The sequence below is a fragment of the Ruegeria sp. BG9 genome (assembly GCF_056538305.1).
Genome location: NZ_JBQFSY010000004.1, coordinates 1 through 18316, shown reverse-complemented (window position 1 = coordinate 18316; position 18316 = coordinate 1). Strand labels below are relative to the sequence as shown.

The window sequence follows — 18316 nt, the reverse complement described above, 5'->3', positions numbered from 1 at the left end:
TTATTTGACTGGTTGTCCGGAGACGGCAATGTTTCCTTGCGTCATATTCCATGAAGGATGAAGACCCGCAGTTCGTCGCGCGCGCTCTGCCGCTGACGCGGCGCGCCTTTCTGGGAACGACCGCGGGGGGATTGGCGGCTACCGGTCTTGGCGCGCAAGGAATTCCTGAAGATTTTGATCTGAGCTTCGATTTCTCTGAAGATCGGCGCTATCTGACCGTCAGCATCATCATGGGCGATCTGGCGACGCTTCGGGCGAGTTTGCAGACCGCCAAGACGGATCGCGAACGTTTCGAAGCATGGCAACGTTTTCGCCAAGGGTTGTTTGCTGACGACGTCGTCTGGACGGTGGATGCCCGCAAGTTCGGCCCGGAGGCCCGGTTCGAGGTGCGTGTAGAGGGGATCGAGACCAGCCCCGAATACCGGCTGGAGGTCCTCGGCATCCGCTACGGTCGCGAGGCCAACCGTACGCTGACCATCAGCTTCAAGCGGTTCGTTCGCGGTGGTCGACGGACCTGGGCCATTCTTGGAGAGACCAACGTTTGGTCCGGCAGCCAGACCGGCGCTTTCTTTGATCTGGGTGCCACGACGACGGGGCGGTTCCTGGATTTTCGCGCCTTTGTCCGAGAGGACGCGCCGTTCCTGCAGACCATCAGACGCAGTCGGGCCACCGGGTTTTTCCGCCGCGTGTCGAACACTTTGATCGCGCCGATTGGCGATGACACGCTCCTCCGTCTGCATCCCAACGGCGACTGGACCTATGGTGGCGCGCCGAACCTGCCGTTCGTGCGCGCGATGAACGGCAACCTGACGCTCGGACGGGTGCGGGTCGGTTGGTGCCTTGGCACCAGCGATGGCGAAACGGACGACGACCCGATGTGCGTGGCTCTTGGCGATGCCAGCGCGTCCGCCGTGGTTGCCTTCGGCGACGTCTTCGGGGATGTCGATATCACCTATGGCAGTGGCCGAAGTCTGCGTTTAACGGCGGAGAACCCGGACGCGTCACCCCTTCGCGCCGTGATGCGGACGGCTGACCGGGACGAGGGACGGGGCACAGCCGTTTATCCCCGCGTGTCCGAAATGCGAATCGAGGCTGTCTGGACCGCGCGCGTCGAGATCGATGGAGTCGAAACAGGGCCTTTCAAAGGACTTCGGGGGATACTTGCGCGGCGCGCTGCGCTGCCGATCTCCGGCATTTCGGGCGATCCGGTGCGGTTCGACAATGCGGTCGAGTTCAGTGCCGATTTCACGGCTCGTGATGTAGTGCGTTTCAACTCTGCACTCGGCACCATTGTGGCACTGGGTCTCAGGGCCGAGGCGGAGGAGGAAGGCGTCGTTCAGCCGCTCTTCCGAAACCTGTCCGGCGGGCAATTCCGCGCCGCGCTTCGCTCGCAGACGATCGGGGCATCGAATGCGCCGATCCTTCAGTGGCTGGAAGCGAACCTTGAACTGGTCGAGGCGGCTTTCGCGTTGCCAGATGCCCATTACAGCCGTCTGATCTTTGATCCGACCGAGTTCCGCGTTCTCTACGAAGCGCCGGACAACCGCGAGGATAATCCCGTCGCGACGGAGACCGGGCAATATCAGGGCTCGTTCCTTGCGCTTGGGCCGGTCGGACTGAACTCGTTGCGCGGGTATTTCGGACTGTCGCGCGCGAAGCTATACGCGGCGCGCGCCGATGACATGGCGTGTATGAATTTCCGCTTTCAGGGCCTTGGGCTCGCCATCACGGATAGCGACCATGAAATCGTGATGGAACAGGCGGTTTGCGGAACGGAAACCGCGCCGGACTTGACCGGCGGTGTGGTCGATCCGCAACAAGGTCCTCGCGACACGCGGCCGCTCCTGGTTGCCGAGTTCCCGCCGCAACACGTGCTGGAAGAGGCATGTTTCGTGCCCGCGCCGCCGCCGCTGCCCGATCTGACGCCCGACGGACAACTCAGTGAGCGCACCTTCCTTGACCGCAGAGATGGCGCGCTGACCCAGGTTCAAATGCCTTCCGACACCAAGAGCGATTTCACCAACGAAAGATGGCTCGTCGACCCCTTCGACAAATCGGCGATCTCGGTCGCGTTGTCGCGTCTTGTGCGCGTGAACGACCGCAAGCTCTTCCGAGAGGAGGTTGCGAAGGTCAAGATCAAGGATACCGCCGACGATACCGAGGCGTTTTTGGCAATCGACTCGAAGTTGTCAAAGGCGACCGCGCCCGGGATGTCGCGTAGGCTTTTGTTCCTCGGGATCGACACGCGCACGTTGCCCGCCGATCAGAAGGTCTATATCGGGCCGATCGCGCTCGATCCCGATACCTCTATCGTGCTGCGCCAGATCCAGCGCGACTTGCAGGCGGCGGTGATCGACGAGCTTGTCACGGCGATGTTCGCGGCGGTCAGAGAGCAGGCGAGTCGCCTCGCCGCAGCGGGTGAGGACGACATTCGCGGGTTCGAGACGAATTTTTCGGCCGCCCTCGCGCTTGAGGGCCGATTGGAAGCCGCCGTGCCGTCCTATCAATTGTTCCGCTCCTTCTATCGAGATCAGACGCTCGATGCCTTGCAAAGCGCGAGTTCGGGGTTTGAGAGCTTCACACCGGACCCATTGAATATCGAGTTCGGGGTTGATGCCGTGCCCGTCAAGAACGGGGACGGGGCCACCTACAACATGCGCCGTTGGGCGGCTGCGCCGCATCCGCTGTGGACGCCCGATCACGTCGACGGCGTGATCGCGGCATTCGGCGAATTCCTGACGCTCAGCCGGCGCCCGACTGGCCTCGCACATGCGCGCAACGCGTCGCCCTCAAGACTGGCGTTCCGGGTGTCGTGCCGGGACCGGGTTGCGGCGGCGCGCGCGCGTGTCAACGCCGAAGCCGATCGTTTGGTCGACGCGCTTGATCAGGTGCCGGAGGAGACGCTCGGGCTAGGGCGCTCGCGCATGCCCTTCACGATGCGCGCGCTGACAGACTGGTCGGCGATGGAACTCTCGGTCGTCAAGCGCGCGGCAAACGTCTATTCGCCGGGTCCGGGCGGACGGCTCGACGCGCGGAGCGGCCGGACCATCGATCTCTCCGAGGCGGCACGGCTTCGGTCGCTGGGCTACACGGAGGCCGGGGAGGGTGGTTCGGTGGATGCCGCCACCCGGCTTGGCGACATAGAGCGGTCGATGAAGGACCCGCCGGGCGCCTACGAGACAGCGATCGAGATCCCCGCGCGGCTGCAGCTTTCACCGTCGGACACGGCGGTTTTCCTGAACCGCCGCGGCGTGATCCGTGCGATTTTTGAAGAGACGAACGTCAAGGTCACCGAAGCGTCCGAGACGGATTTCGTCCGATCCGAAAACGGGCGGCTCTGGACCGCACGACTGCACACCGATGGGCTCAATCCCGGTCTGAGGGCGATCCACAGCCAGGATTTCAGACCGGATTTTGTCTGGGGCGGCGCGCGGCTGCGGCAAGGCAAACTACTGTCCGAAGACAAGTATCGCTTGCCCGGTGGCAGCCCACCGCCGGCTGGTAATATCGCTCCCTGGATGATCGGTTCGACGGAAGGGCTCGGGATCACGCCCGAGGCACTGCAGGTCACAAAGGACGTGATCGCGCGCAACCCGAATGACGCGGATGAGTGGAGCGCAGATGAGGACGAGGTAAATTTCTCCCGCCTCGACACGCTGCTCGCGATGGACCCGGACGAGCGTGCTTTCTGCAAGGCGGTGATCGAGCAAGCCGACGCCAAGCCCTACGTGATGCCCCGCCTGATTGAGCTGTTGTGTCGGCGCAGTCCCTATCTACGCCGCTGGAGTGCCGTGGGCGACACGTTCGACCGGACCGTGGCGAATGCGCTGTTCGAACATCTCCGCCATTTCCGTGCGCCGCTTTCTGCCAACGACCGGCATCAACTGGTAGTACTCAGTTCCGCCTATGGCCTGCCGGTGACGGGACGCCTCGCCCAGGATCGGAAGGTTATCGCGAATTCCGGGCAGATCGATGTGTCGGAAGGGTTCGCAATTTCGGACCTGCTGCCCGGCGACGCGATCTATCGGCCCGCGCCGCTTGAGGTGTCGGAACTGTCCTTGTCGACGCTTGGCGGTTCGTTGCGCCTCGACACGTCGTTCGAGCCGCCTGTCGCCGCTCTTCAACTGGACGGAACGGAGCTATTCGACACGCTTTCTGTCGAGAAGTGGCAGCAATGGACAGTGCTTGGACGCGATGTCTTTACAGAGATCGTCTACAAGGGGTTCCTTTATCCGCTTGGGCATCGTGCGTCGCTGATCAAGGTAACAGAACGGACTTATTTCGTGGACCCTGCGGACGGGGTCCAGCGGGCTTATCTGCGCCAGCGGATGTTCATAAGGTGCAGCAAACCGCTCAAGGTGTTCCCGGCGGTGGGCCAACCCAACGGCGGGCGCAGCATGCCAGCCGATCGGATCAGCGTGCTGACCGTGCAAACCCCCGATATCGTCGACCCGTATTATGGGCAGGGCGGTCAATCGGGCTCCGCCACCGAGGCGACGCTGCTGCCGAGCGGGCGGATTACGTTAGGCTCTTTCGCCGGGCTCGCTTTCTTCCCGCGCACCGCCCTGATCGATGGGGCCGAAGTGCGGTTCGAGTTGGATATCGCTGGGCACTTCACCGACATGCCGCTCATCTTCGTTGACAACACTGCGGCCAACAGCCGGGAGGCGCTGGCGCTTCTGCAGTCCTACTACAATGCCAAGATTGCAGGCGGAATCCCTTCGCCCGATATCGAGGGCGAGGACATCGCCCCGATCCGTCACAAGCGGAGTATCCGGTTCGATGGAAGCAAAATCCGTTACGCCGATGAGATCACATCGGGGTCGGCAAGCATCGAAACCGACGCGTGGACGCTGGCGGTCGAGGGTCGGGAGAACCGGCTTGCCCCTACCGATCTAGCGTTTAAGGGCGGTGCCGCTGGCAGCAAGGTTCGCATCTTCGGGTTCGACAACACCTCTTACGCATTTACACCGCTGCTTCAGGGTGTCGATCAGCCGCCGTTCTATCCGGTGCTCGACACTGCGCGCGTCCAGTTGCGGCAGGTCGAGCGGCTGACAGGCAAGGCGCTCGGTTCGGTCCGGGTGCGCTTTGACGGTCACTACATCGCCAACGGTCTGCCGCTTGCCATCCCGGATGCGGAGGTTTCGGAGGAAAAGATCGCCGCCGATATCGAAAACGCATCCCGTGCGATCGGCAACGGTTCGCAAATCTTCCTGATCAACGCCGACCCGAAGCTTCAGGATATGGGCGCACAAGGGGACAATTCCGGCGGTGTTTTTCGACCAAAAGGGGAGGTCGTCGCACTCTCGAGGTCGAAGGGCGCGGTCACTCTCGGTGACAAGACGGTGGCGGCGTTTGACTTGCGTCGGCATGCGGTACCCCCGCCACCCGGTGGGAACGCCTACATTGCCGATGTCGCTCAACCGAGCCTCGCGGCCGCCTTTGACGCGCTGCCTCCGACAGCGAAGCCGCAAAAGAAGCCGATTGCCCGTCCCGAAGATGTGCCCGCCACGCGTTCGGCAGACCCGATCGCAGGTGTGACGGAAGACTTGAAGAAGCTTCGCGAATTCTTCCAGGAGATCTTCGACAGCGATGCGAAGATCCTTGGTCTCGTCTCGATCAAGGACCTGCTGAAACTCTTGATGGAACTCAGCGGCGACGGCAAGGACGGGCCGCCCGAACTGGTCGAACAGGTCCAGTATGGGGCTGGGCAACTGGGCGAAGCGGCCGACGATGCAACGAACTTTCTGAAGGACAGCGTTCTCAGGCCGGTGGACCGTGCATTGACGGTCATCCGGGAAAGCTGGACCGACATCGATGAGGATTTGCACCGGTTGCAGAACGTAAGCAGTGCCGTCATTCAACCCGTGACCCTACAGGAACTTTTCCCAGAACTGTTTGCGGGGCTTCGGTCGTTGCAAGCGGCTGTCCAGTCATCGCTTGAGATCGAAGACGGGATCGAGTTCGCGCTGTCGTTGTCCGAAGTCTACGAAGCGGGCCAGCGCTTCCTGAATGCTGTACAGGCGACGGCCACCAACCCGGTCGAGCGGTTCGAGAACGCCTTTGTCAGCCGGGTCAACGTCATTCAAGCGCTGACGGTAGACTTTGCGGATGCGCTGCCGAAGCTTGCTGAAGATGTTCTTGATCCCTTGAAAGACGAGGTGGCCCAACGCATCGCACTCTTCCTTATTCCACCGCCTGAAACGCGAGCGAGCGGGCGTGGAGCGGTCGCGCTCCGACGAGAAGAAGCGAACGCGCCGTTCACCGCCTTTCCGATCCTGTTGCCGAGGCCGCCCGACGTGGCCCTTCAGGAAGCGTTTGAATTGGCATTCCCGACGCGCGGTTTCGTGCGGGGCGTTATCGAAGAGTTCGTGGGTATCGTCCTGACGCGCCTGCAAGACACGCGCTTACAAAACGATCAAAAGTTGGACCTCGAGCAGATACTCACCTCAACGGCAGGGGAGGATTTGGTTAATCAGGTTCGGGAGCATCTGGACGAGCGTCTGGAGGCCGCGCAAACGAAGCTTGAGGAGTTCGCAACCGACACGGCTGCCGAATACGCCCGCACCATTGCCGGTCTTCAGTCGCTGATCGAGGCGGAAGCCAACAGGTATTTCGACATCCTCGTGGACCACCTGGTTCGCGAGCTTGACCCGCTGCTTCGGTTTGCCGACGCCGTTCAGAAAGTCGCCAACACATTGGAGACGACGCCGATCAACGTGGAACTCGCGCTTCAACACGCGCTTGAGGCGGTGGAGGTTCTAACCGGCGACCTGAACTTCGATGTCGCGTCAATCTGTCGACCGAAGCCCGTGGCCGACGCACTTGAAAGCGTCGCGAAGGCCTTCGATCCGTCGCGCCTTGCATTCTATCAGATCAGCATCGGGACCATTCCGGTCGAGCCTTGCGAAGGGTTCGATGATCCCAATTTCACTGTTGTTTCTCCGGAGCTGTTCTCCGCTCTCAAAGGGTGGAACGACAAGATTGCGGAGGTGAAGGCGGCCGTTGCTCCAGGCCCGATCCAAGAATCGTTCGATGGTATCCTTGAGAGCGACGAATTTGACGATATCCCCGATGCTCAGAAGTCAGAGATTGAGCCACTCATTCGCGCCGCGAACGCAACTGCGCTCCGCGCCGCTGACAAGATCGACGAAACAGCGGATGACTTGCTCGGCGCGCTGACTGATTTGCACTGTGATCTGGTTGATGATGCGGTCCGATTGAAGGGGCTCGGCGAGGCGTTTCAGACCGCACTTGCCGACCTCGCCGACCTTTGTACCGATCCGACGGCGGTCGTTCAGCGCCTCAGCAAACAGACGGCTGCATTCCTCAGGGGACGGCGTCAGATGCTGGACCGCACGATGCGGAACCTTGCAGAGGTTTCGCAGGCGCTGGAAGGACTGGCAGCGGATCCGAACGTTCAGACCGTCGCAGCCGCGGGTGGCATCGCGGGACTGGTCAAGGAAGTCATCGAAGCGGTCATCGCGCGGGTTCCGCCCGGTGGTCAGGTGGCGGAACTGAACGCGTTTCTGGCCGAAGCCGAGAAGCGCTTCACAACCATCCGGGAGCAGGTGGATGCGGTCATCGCCGACTATGCGACTCGCGCGCTTGAGGCGATGTTGCAACTGGCGATGAAAATGCGCGCGCTCGTCGTGCAGTTGAACCTGCATGCGCGCGAGATTCAGGACAGGTATGACGCGATCAGCCAGGACCTTCGCCGGTTTGTGCAGATCGAAACGAACGCGTTCGCTGAAATCATCCTGACTGCCAGCGGACTTCAGACGTTCTTCACGGCGTTGGAAGCAGCACTTCAGCGGGACGTAACGGCGGCGCGGGCGAATCCGGACAGGGCTATGGACCTGTTGCTGGCACAGGCCGAACGCAAGACTGCGCCGAGTCTCGACGTACCCACCTTTTGGGTGCAGGTGAACTTCGTTCAAAGGGTGCCCGTTGACGAGGACGAACTGCGCTCGATCTTCTATCGGGTCGAAGAACAGATTACCGAGTTCATCCTGTCCTATTCGGAAGCCGTCGATCGCGCATTCGGCGTGCTAACGGCCGAGATCGAGCAACAGTTGGACAGGCTGGTGACCTTTGTCATCGGAAACCCGGCTGATGGTCTTCGCGACGTGCTGCTTATCGATAAGCCGAGCCTCGGTCAGGACTACAAGGATGCCAAGTTTGGCCTCGTCTGGGCACTTTACCTCTGTCTGCAAGACTTGCGCAACAAGGTGCTCCAGGACAACGAAGCGGCGGCGGCACTGTTGAAGCCGGTGCTACTGGTTGACAAGCGTGACGGGACACCTGCCGACGACGTCACATTTGACGACCGGCTGGCCGAGGATGTGCGCTTGTTGCAGGCGGCGTTCACCGATGCAGGCGATGGTGCGACGCCTGTGTCAAATGCAACGCATCGAGCGTTCCTCAAGGCGTTCGTCACCGAATGGACGCAAGGCAACAGTACACCGCTTCTGATCCTGCGCGGTGTGCAAGAAGTGTTTGCCGACCTCATTCGCGGCAACATCATCCAACAATTCCCCTTCGACCAGATCCGCGATCAGATCGAGGAGGAGTTGCGCGCGCTCGTGCCGACCAAGGTCGAGATGAAATATGCGTTCGGCGCCAAGCTGAACCCGGGGATGAAGGCTGCAACCGCCGGTATATTCGAGCCACTTAAAGGGTCGAGCTTTACCGTCAACAGCGTCATAGCCATCGACATCGGGAGCGGCCGGCCGGAGGTTAGTTTCCGTTCGGAGGGCGTGCTGGGCAAGTTCGACATCAACCTTGTCGGCAGCTTCGACGCGATCAAGCTCAAGTTCAACGGCGCGAGGTTCGTCACAGAGAACGGGGCGGACCCGCGTTTCGACGTGGATTACTCGGATTACGTGATCGGCAAGGAACTGGAGTTCGTTCAGCAACTACAATCCTACTTCACGCCCAAGGACGGATCCGGCTTCTATCTCGAGCCGCTGTTTTCGCCCATCGGCATCGAGGCGGGATACGATCTACCTCTCGGGACAATCAGCATCGGGACGGCGTCGTTTTTCAACGTGGCTATTTCGGCCGCAGCGCGCTTGCCATTCGACAATGACGAGGCTCGGTTCCGCGGATCGCTCTCGCGACGGAGCGCGCCCTTCACGGTTTCGATCGCACCTTATGGCGGTTCCGGCTTTTTCGCTATCGAAGCCAACACCAAAGGAATCGTGGGCTTCGAGGCGTCCTTTGAATTCGGCGGCGCGGGGGCCTTCGCATTCGGTCCGCTGACTGGGCAGGGCCGTTTGATGGCCGGTGTCTATGTTCGCCAAACACAGGTGCCGGGCCGAGGAAAGGTGACCGAGATCTCGGGCACGTTTTTCGCCGGTGGCTCGGCAAATATCTGGATTTTTTCGTTCGGCTCCTCGCTTTATGTTCGGCTCGGCATGGTCAATGGGGACATGTCGGGCGAGGCGGTCTTCACCTTCTCATTTTCGATGGGAATTAAGGACTTCGAGTTCTCCGTGGAGGTCTGGCGGCAAGAGGGCAAGGGCTTCGAGTCCAGCAGCCAAGCATCGCTGCCTCCGCCGGGAACGCGACTTGCCGGGCACCTTATCGCGGGGGCAAGTTTCGTTTCACGCGATGCAAGCGATCTGATCATCACTGACCGCGTCCCGCAGGTTGAGGTGGATGTGGTCCCGAAATCCCAGAGTTGGCGTGAATACAGGCGCTACTTCGACAATCGCCTCCGGGTCGAGGAGGTCTTCTGATGGCCAGAACATCACCCAATTCCGCGATATCTACCGAATCAGAAGACATCCATGTCGAGCCCTACGCACGCGTGGTGCCCGCAGGTTCAGATGGCGGGACATTGCGCGCGACGCTCCTTTTCTCGCCGGACCGATCGGAAACAGCCACAGGCCTCACGCTCAACGATTGGACGAGTGACATCTTCACGGTACTGAAAACCGGCGTAGGTGCGCCGAACTTCCCTGCTGAGACATGGTCGCTGCCGTTGGCTGTTCTTCCTGTGACATATGTCGAGGGCAATGGTGGGACGTTTATGAAGCCCCGGCCCGCAAATTGCGGCGATGCCGTTCTTGTGCGGGGAAAGGCGCGGCTGGCCGGGCGGACGCTCAGGCGCGACCGCGATATCGCGCGCGTGGGAGAGCTTTGGCGAAAGGGCATCTTTGAGAACCCGACGCGGGAAAACTGGGCCGCGCTTGCGGCTGCGATTGCCGCCTCTCTCGATCAGGGGGCGATGGAAGCCGATCTACTAGAGGCGGACAAGATACCTCATGATGCAGCGCTTTTCGGTGATCATGGCCAGGTCGACAAGCCAGTGGTTGAGGAAAGCCGCCGCCGCTTGCGTTCGATGTTCACCGTCCCGCAGGCGGACTTGTCCGTCTGCCTTGAGTTTCAACGTGTCGAAGAACTGCTCTGCTCTATTTCCTGCGCCTGCGGTGATCTAGACGCGCGCAAGAAGGCAGAACTCAACCGCATGGTCGACAAGGTGTTGGCGGTTCAGAAGGACGCCGATGATGACCGGGGCGCTTTTGTACCGCAACCCGACACCTACAATATCGAAAGTCCCGGCTTCGATGAGGAAACGCTTCAAGCGCAGATCGCCGAGCAAGAGCCAGACGTACAGGGCAAACTGCGCGAGGCCAAGATTAAAGAGCACGCACGGCTTCGGAAGGCGGCCACGGGGCTTCGAGAAAAGGGCAAGTCGTACTTCGATAGCGCGCTGGAAGAGGCCGACCAGGTCGAATGTAGTGCGACCGATCAGGTGGCCGATCTGTCGGAGGGTGTCGTAGCCCCGATCAACGGGGCAGGTGACGCGGCCTTCGACGCTGCAGCCGACGCTCACGATCTGGCGTCATGGCCAACGTACAGTGAAGAGCGTGGCACGTTCGGACAAAAAGCGCGTGTTCAGAGGCAGGAGACCGACGAGGCAAAAGCCATTCGGCAGGAGGGCATCCGCACCTTCTTTACCGCGCAATCAACGCCTGCAATCTCGCGCCTTTTCGGCCTGGCGGTCGATGTGGAGATTGATCTCGACGAGATGCGCGCCAGCATCGAAACCTGCCTCGGCGGGAAGTCGGAGGGGTTCCTGTACATCAGTTGCCCCGCCGCGCCGAACCGACCCTTGCCGTGGACGCTCACGAAAGTCCGCATCGACGAAGACGATCTTTGGTTCTGGCCCGCAACGGAAGCCGAAGTAAATCTTGGCCCCAACATTCCCTGTAACGCCAACTCTCTCACGGAGTTTGACGGGCACCGGGTCATGGGTGCCGGGACGCCGTCGAACATGACTAACAAGAGCGGGCCATTGGTGCGTCGTTTTGAAGTGACGAGCCTTGATATCCGGACTGCGACCGAGTTGGAGTTGCAGCGCCGCAAGACCCGGTTGGCGAACCTGCAATCGCTGGATGTCTGGCATGAAGACGAACGTCTCATGGACCCGGATCATCCCGAGCATGCGACCGCGCGCGCCGAATTGAGCTCACAGATTGAGGCCGGGCATTGGCCTGACCTCGAGGACAACTCAACGTTCCAGACGGCAGGTCTAGCCCTGCTGGATCGGGGGGCGCTGCGCCAAGCGGCGCGGAAAGCGGCGCGGCGCATCAGCAAGACCGTCACCGCAAGCGACGGCCCCCGGGCATGTACTCCGGACGTCGACGCCAAACTGATATGCGAGCATGAAACCCATATTGTGCTCGACGCCGAAGATCTCGCCATTGGCACGCGCATGGATGTGGGCTTGCCGGTCGTCGGTCAGTCGGAGACGGTCTGGAGATCACTCACGGCGCGGATCGTCGATTATGGCACGACGGGTGATCCCGTGGCCCGAACGGTCATCGACGACCTTCTTCCGGGACTGACGGGTGGGTTTGGTGGCGCCTACCGGATCAGCCTCGACAGCGCGCTGCAATCGCTGCCGGCCCGGCTCAGTCCGCTCGCCAATGTGGGCCCAGGGCTCGACAAGCAGAATGTCGAAGCTGTGGTCGAAGAGGCCTTCGTTCAGTGGGACGGATCGCCCATGGGGGCGGACACGTCCTCGCCCGATGTGACCGCGTCGGATGTGACGCTCGACACGTTCGACTTCGGGCGTGAGATTTCCCTGCCGCGGGCGGGTCAGAATGCCCGCGATTTGCTCGCTCCCCGCCTGCGATACGGGCTGCCCTACCGCTTCAAGTTGAGAACCGTCTATCAAGGCGGTCTGTCGGTGCCGCTGGACACTGGCGGGACGTCGGATGCACGGTTGGACGGTCAACTCCACCTACCCGCGGTTCCGACAAACGGCAGACCGTATTCACGGTTCCTGCGCCAGCACCGGATAGATCCGCCGACTGTTCTTTTGGAAAGGGTGATGGCAGAGCGGCGCAACCTGCCGATGGCGCCCGAACGAGGGACGCGCGTCGTCGTGCGCTCACTGACTGAGAACGGTGATGGCGATGAGCTGGCGGCCTTCCAGAACCGCGCGCGTCCAAGAACGGCGCGCCGCGTTCTGATGCCCGCTGCGACGTCCTTCGAGGAAGCGGAGCGGCACGGCGTCTTCGATGACATCGCGCCAACCCGCCCGCGCGGTATGTTTCCCCGCGCCGAAAACACCGCAAAGACCGGCTTTCCGGTAACAGTGTCGACAACCCGCAAAGGGCCCAACGACGAGCGTTATCTGACCGGACGGGCTGTCCGGCAAGCGCCGAGCGCGCCGGATCCGAGCACGACGACTGAGTATGGCGACCCGGTTTTGCGGAACGGTGGGTCATTTGGACAGGGGCGCTACTACCCCGATCCCTCGGCCGATCTGATGGCATTCGGCCTTCGCCGCACAGGGACGAATTGTTACCTTAATCCCGGCGAAACCGACCTGACTGTGCGGCACGACCGGCGCCCGCTGTCGTCGATCGTTCGACCTTATCCCCGGCTTGTTCCGGCTGTTCTTGATGTGCAGGCCGACACCCGGTTGACCCCGCGCGCCAATCCCAAACTTGACGACATTCTGTCGAAGCCCCGAAATGGCATCTTCATCGAAACGGGCGGGCGCAGCCCGGGCGATCCCGTAAATGAGCGCGTGTGGCGCATTGTGGCCCGGCTGGCACCGGGAGAGAGCTATCTTCTTGACGTTTGGTCAGTACCAAGTGCCGAGAAACTTGCGCGGAATTTCTCACTTCTTCAGATGCTCGGTATCTATTGCAGCTTGAACGGTGAGGCGTCATCGCATGTCGATGTGACGGGCATCCTCGCGGGACTGCGCACCCTGATGGGCGAAACACTCTACGATAAGATGCAGGCCGCTCTGGCCAAAGTCCCGGATGCATTGACCGAAGAGAGCCTGAAGGCGGCCGCGTCGCAAAGCTCTTTCGTCGGCCCGGGCGGGCATTTAGCACCGCCGAAGCCGATCCTGACATGTCTGGCTGAGATCATTCATCAATTGATGAAGACGCGTCCTTTGCCCGAGATCGCGGCCGTTCGCACGTTGGAGATTACCCACGCCACCAATCGGCCAGTCCGACCGCCGGTTCTGGTTGACAACCGCCCCGCTGATTTCGAGCCGTTCGAGGCGAAAGTGCGCTCCGGTGTCGATGTGGGGCACGTCCATCCGCTCAGGGTTTTGCGCCCCTCCCGCGATCGGTTGACAGCGGCGCAAGTTGTTCCTGAGGGCGCTGGTCCAGAGCCAACGGGGTTCATCACGGGTTCCGATCCCATCGATTTCGAGAGCCGCGAGTTTGTTTTGGACGGCGTACTGCGCCTCGCGCTCGATACGGCGGACGGCTTTGAGGTCGTGGCGCGCGGAGCGTTGCCGTCGAGTTCCGATTTCGACAACCGCTCGCGCGGGAGAAGCGTTGCGGCGCGTTTGGCGGGGTACTGGCCGCGCTTTAAGTTGCTGGACAATGAAGACTACTACCAATCCGCGCGAGATCTCTTCGGGTTCAAGCTGGCCGAGAACGGGCAGGTGGGTTTCGATGACGCGGAGTTTACCTTGCTGCGTGTCGAACAAATCGGGCGTCCCGTTGTCAGGTCAGACGATGGATACGCAACACTGGACCTACGCCAGTTCTATTTGAGCGACATTGATCCGACGGGCACATGGCGTGTCACCAAGCGACATGTGTTTCCGGATGGCAAAGCCCGGTTCCTTGACCTCGAAGTCCGGGCGTTCTCGCGCACCAGCGGATTGATGCGGACAGTTCGCTTTATCGACCGTCTGAACCGCGCCCGCGATGCGGAGGAGATGCCGGCGCGGCTGTCTTATCGTGGTATGGATGGCGACCGTCTGAAGGTCGCGCTACCCGCGACACGCCGCCCGGCGGCCTGTGACGCGTTGGCGCCTGAGCCGGAGTTCGTGCAGAACGATCCCGTGCGGACACGGTCCGGCGGGCTGTCCTTGTCACGACGTATCGTCACGCGCATCCGGTTGGGCCGAGAGTGGTACTCAACTGGCGAAGGCGAGAAGCTCGGCGTCGTCCTCTGGCCGCCTGAGATCGATCCGAGCCTGAAGAAGCCGTTTCACGCGTTCAAAGTGCCTTTCAAGGGAATGCAGAGTGAACAGTCGAAGGTGACGCTCGACCTAAGTGACTTTGAGGACAGCGATCTCGGCCCCGGCGGTGCATTCGTAACTCGTCTTGGGGCGGACCCGACCATCCGGCAAAATCCCGCCTTGGCTGAAGAAGAACAGGCGCACCGTCTTGCACTCGAGGGCGTCCTCGACAGTTTGCCGCGGAACTTCTCTCTCGCGCCGCATCTGCCCGGACCGTTTCTGGCGCCTTACGCTTTCCATCGTGATCTCGAGCGGCCCGACACCGATCCTCGGAAAGCGCGGTATGTCGACAACGTCCTGATGCCGGTGGTGGGTGATGCGGAAGAACAGGGCGCGCTGACACCCGACAAGACGCTAACGGTCGGTCTTGTCTGTTACGAGCCGCGCTTCGATCCAGAAGACGAGGAGTGGTACGTCGAGATAGACCTTGATACTCACGGCATGCCGCAGGCGTTCGTGCGGTTCGGCCTTGTCCGGTACCAGCCCAACACAACGCGCGCATTACAGGTGTCGCAGCCAGTGATCCAGCAGGCGCAGATTCTGCCGGACCGCCACCTGAGCGTACACCTTGATGATCGTGAACTGTCGGTCGACCTGCTGGGCATCGCGTCACGTGGAGCGAAGCGGTTGCTGGACGACAGTCTGGATGGCGAGGTTTCGTTCGATGAAAGCGTCGGCAACACCGACGACGTCAAACAGCTCATCGCTGCCCGTGATGCCGAGAACGAAAGGCCCAAGGTGCTCGTCCGGCTCTATGCCGAACGGACGCTGCCAAACGGCGTCAAGACGCGGACGCCGCTTGGTGAGCCTGCACCGATCGATGCCGAAGACCTATCGGAGGCCGACTTGCTGACCTGTTTGCGGCACGATCCGGCCCTAATCGGGGACAATCGCGAAGTGGAAGAACGAAAGCTTAAGCCGTTCAAGGGGTTGGGCCCAACAGATCACGCGTGGCTCTCGCGTTGGCAAACGCAGTACACGCTGCCTGAGGGGCTCGACGGTGACGATATGCTTGTGCTCTTCCTCGAGGAAGTCACATGGCGCCGGGTGTCGAGCTATCCCATCGAACCCCTACCGGCTGACAAGCTCCATATCGGTGACGTAGATATCTTCAGCCCTGCCGGTCCGACATACAGCGCCAAGGTGACGCTGGGCCGCGTGCGAGATCTCTAGGTGGCTTGCACCTTATCGCCCGGGTGTACCGACGCGTGGTCCCCGGCGCGGGAAAGGTTGTTCGCCAGCCAGTTGGTTTCGGCGTCGCGCTCTGACGGTTTGGACTGCCGCAGGATACCGTCGGGGGGCGGACACACCATCGAAGCCCTCTCAAAGGCGCTGAGACACTTCGAGCGATTCGCAAAGGCCAATTGCAGGCAACGAGCCCGGCGTCGCAAGCGAGATGGCCTTCGTCCGGGCGCTGTTCGACCAAGCGAAAACGCCAGCTTGACCGACAAAACTCCCGGCTCAGTCTGCGCCTCTACAAATATTGCAACGAACCCGACAGGACGCTTGGCATTAGGCGGATGGACCCGCCTGTTGTATGCTTGGCGACAGTTCAAATTGAAGGATATTGCCATGAAACGACTAATTCTGTTTATCACATTCTCGGCCATCACCGCCTCTACTCAGGCGATGGCGGCATGCGGTTCGGGGCCGGATTTCTGCAAGGACGATCCGCGCATCACAGAACTGCTTGCTGAGAAGAAAGCACGTCTGGCCAAGGAATTCCCTGCCGAGCTTGTCGCCCTGCTCGACCGCGGCTCGATGTGCGTGGCTCGGATCAAGCAGTCGCCCGACATCTTTACCATAAAGGAGGTCAAGGCCAACGGCGACTGGCAGACCGTGCCACTTGACACCGACGCATTTCGTATCTCGAAAGGCCGACTGACGTCGGGCGAGATCAGCCATTTCTGGCTTCTGCACACCAGCCGCGCCTTTGCCTGTGACGGCGACAGGCCACATGACCAGAGGGACGACTGGATTGCCGCGGAAGAGGTCAATTCGGACCTGGCCATTCGCTGCGGCGATTGCATGCTGGCCTTTCCGGGAGACGGATCATGAGGGTGGGTCGGAGCGGCATATGTGCGTTGTTGCTTTACCTTTGGGCCGGCGGCGCGGTTGCGGATGACTACGACGAATATCGCGTCGCCTGCACGGCGGCAGAGGAAACCGCGGCCCAGGCTGCTGTCGCGCGTGCACGTGACCTCGTGGGTGCTGCGCTCGATGCCCTACCCCCGGTCAATTCAGAAGGCGGAGCGCGCTTCCAGCGGTGGTTCGGTGGGGCAGATGGCGAGTATGACGCCGTGGTGCATGACGTATATGCCGGGATTCTGGTCTCGCTTTCGTTTTCCAGCATCTGGTGCCCGAACACGAGCCTGCCGGACCCCGATATCGATCCCGGCACATGGGCCTTCGTGCCAGGCGATGCCGTCGACGAGATGTTCCTGATGGCGCCATTCTTCGATCTTGGAACAAGCGGGGCTGATAGCCGGGCCGGTGTCATCATCCACGAGGCGTCCCACTTGTCGGCGGTCTCCGATGTCGTCGACTCCGACGTCACCGGAGACAATGAAGCCGATTACGGGATCGAGAATGCCGAGCAACTGGCCCGCGTCGATGCCGACCGCGCGCGAAGCACGGCGGACAACTATCAGTACTTCGCCGAAGACCTCGCGTTCGGCATCTGACCTAGGCGCGGCGCATCTGCGTACCGCGCGGATCAATCCCCTCCGGTCATCGACGGCTTGCGAGGGGCCCTCAAATGCCGTGAAGTGGCAAGATAAGCCTGTATTGTGCAAACCGGCTGACGCTGCATTGAAGCTGCACATTGATGCTAAACTTGTCGCTCTACGACGATTAGGAGCATGACAATGAACGATATAAAGAAACGAGGGATTGAACCGACGTCCGATGAAGCGAATCTTGAAGAAGCGAATCGAAAATTCAATGAATTCATAGAGAAACCAGAGACTACTTTGCAGCTACATGCGCAGAGATATGAAGCGTCGGAAAGGTCGTATGAATCCTTTGCAAGGTCCGCCGTACTATTGAACGGTGGAGCACTGCTGGCGATTCTTACTACGGAAGGCATTGGAAAAGGCTTTGAAAGTTTGACTTTCACGCTTTGGTTCGTCTTGGGGTGTATCGCTTTCATGGTGGGTGCATTCTCAAGAAGTAGAGGAAAGATTTTACTTCTGAACAGCCATGTTAGCTATTTTCCAGCCGCTGCTGGCCAGTCTCGTGAGTTGCAGCATATAAGAGGGAAAGTGAGACGCTGGTCAGCCGTTTCGGTGAATTGCGCGGCTCTTTCACTGCTTGCCTTCTCGTTGGGATGCATGCACGGATTTTGGGTGCTGGACCGGGCGTCGGCGCTTTCATAGTCGAGCGGCTCGCGCCCAAGATCGAAGCGCTAAAAGTTGGCCCTAGGGCGGATAGGGCGTCGGAGATGGGACCGGTGCGGACCAATCCCGAGATGGTGATGCCAACAATGGTCTAAGAAAAAGTGGCGAGTTATTGCCCCACCGCTTCTTTGATGGAGGAGTGGACCGTCTGACCCACCGGATCAAGATCGAAACCGCTGCAGGTGTGCGATTCATGTTCAGACCAAAGCGAGGGTCCGCAATGCAATCGAAAGCAGTCACTTGCGCAAACGCAGCGAATTTACGATTTGTCCGCACAGCGGTCACTGATGCACTGCGCAGCGAATGGCGTGTGTGGATGGCTCCTTCCTAGCAAGACATTTTTGATCTGATTTGCGCATTTGTCAGAAGCAGTCATGTGTCCGGCCTGTCTGCGCGGTTT

The 18316-nt window shown here is 60.8% G+C and carries 5 protein-coding genes; all 5 read left to right on the top strand.

Annotated elements, in window-relative coordinates; genetic code table 11:
- Nucleotides 1–50 precede the first annotated feature (50 nt).
- The 5 genes from ACR0I8_RS07930 (at nucleotide 51) to ACR0I8_RS07910 (ending at nucleotide 17895) form a co-directional block, all read left to right on the top strand.
- A complete protein-coding gene (locus ACR0I8_RS07930; RefSeq protein ID WP_170693039.1) occupies nucleotides 51–9743 on the top strand; it encodes a hypothetical protein in 9693 nt (3230 codons plus the stop codon).
- On the top strand, nucleotides 9743–15691 hold the full coding sequence (locus tag ACR0I8_RS07925) for a hypothetical protein (protein ID WP_480702991.1): 5949 nt from the start codon (nucleotides 9743–9745) through the stop codon (nucleotides 15689–15691). Before ACR0I8_RS07930 ends, ACR0I8_RS07925 begins: the two co-directional genes overlap by 1 nt.
- Before the next feature lie 399 nt (nucleotides 15692–16090).
- Complete coding sequence (locus ACR0I8_RS07920) at nucleotides 16091–16576, top strand: hypothetical protein (protein WP_170693036.1); 486 nt, start codon at nucleotides 16091–16093, stop codon at nucleotides 16574–16576.
- Entirely contained in the window at nucleotides 16573–17202 is a 630-nt protein-coding gene (locus tag ACR0I8_RS07915) for a M35 family metallo-endopeptidase (protein ID WP_170693033.1), read from the top strand. The genes ACR0I8_RS07920 and ACR0I8_RS07915 overlap by 4 nt, the downstream gene beginning before the upstream one ends.
- Before the next feature lie 183 nt (nucleotides 17203–17385).
- Nucleotides 17386–17895, top strand: a complete 510-nt coding sequence (locus tag ACR0I8_RS07910; RefSeq protein WP_170693032.1) for a hypothetical protein — start codon at nucleotides 17386–17388, stop codon at nucleotides 17893–17895.
- Nucleotides 17896–18316 lie beyond the last annotated feature (421 nt).

Coding starts and splice junctions, on each gene's coding strand:
- ACR0I8_RS07930 (WP_170693039.1), top strand. CDS start 51: ATGAAGGATGAAGACCCGCAGTTCGTCGCGCGCGCTCTGCCGCTGACG.
- ACR0I8_RS07925 (WP_480702991.1), top strand. CDS start 9,743: ATGGCCAGAACATCACCCAATTCCGCGATATCTACCGAATCAGAAGAC.
- ACR0I8_RS07920 (WP_170693036.1), top strand. CDS start 16,091: ATGAAACGACTAATTCTGTTTATCACATTCTCGGCCATCACCGCCTCT.
- ACR0I8_RS07915 (WP_170693033.1), top strand. CDS start 16,573: ATGAGGGTGGGTCGGAGCGGCATATGTGCGTTGTTGCTTTACCTTTGG.
- ACR0I8_RS07910 (WP_170693032.1), top strand. CDS start 17,386: ATGAACGATATAAAGAAACGAGGGATTGAACCGACGTCCGATGAAGCG.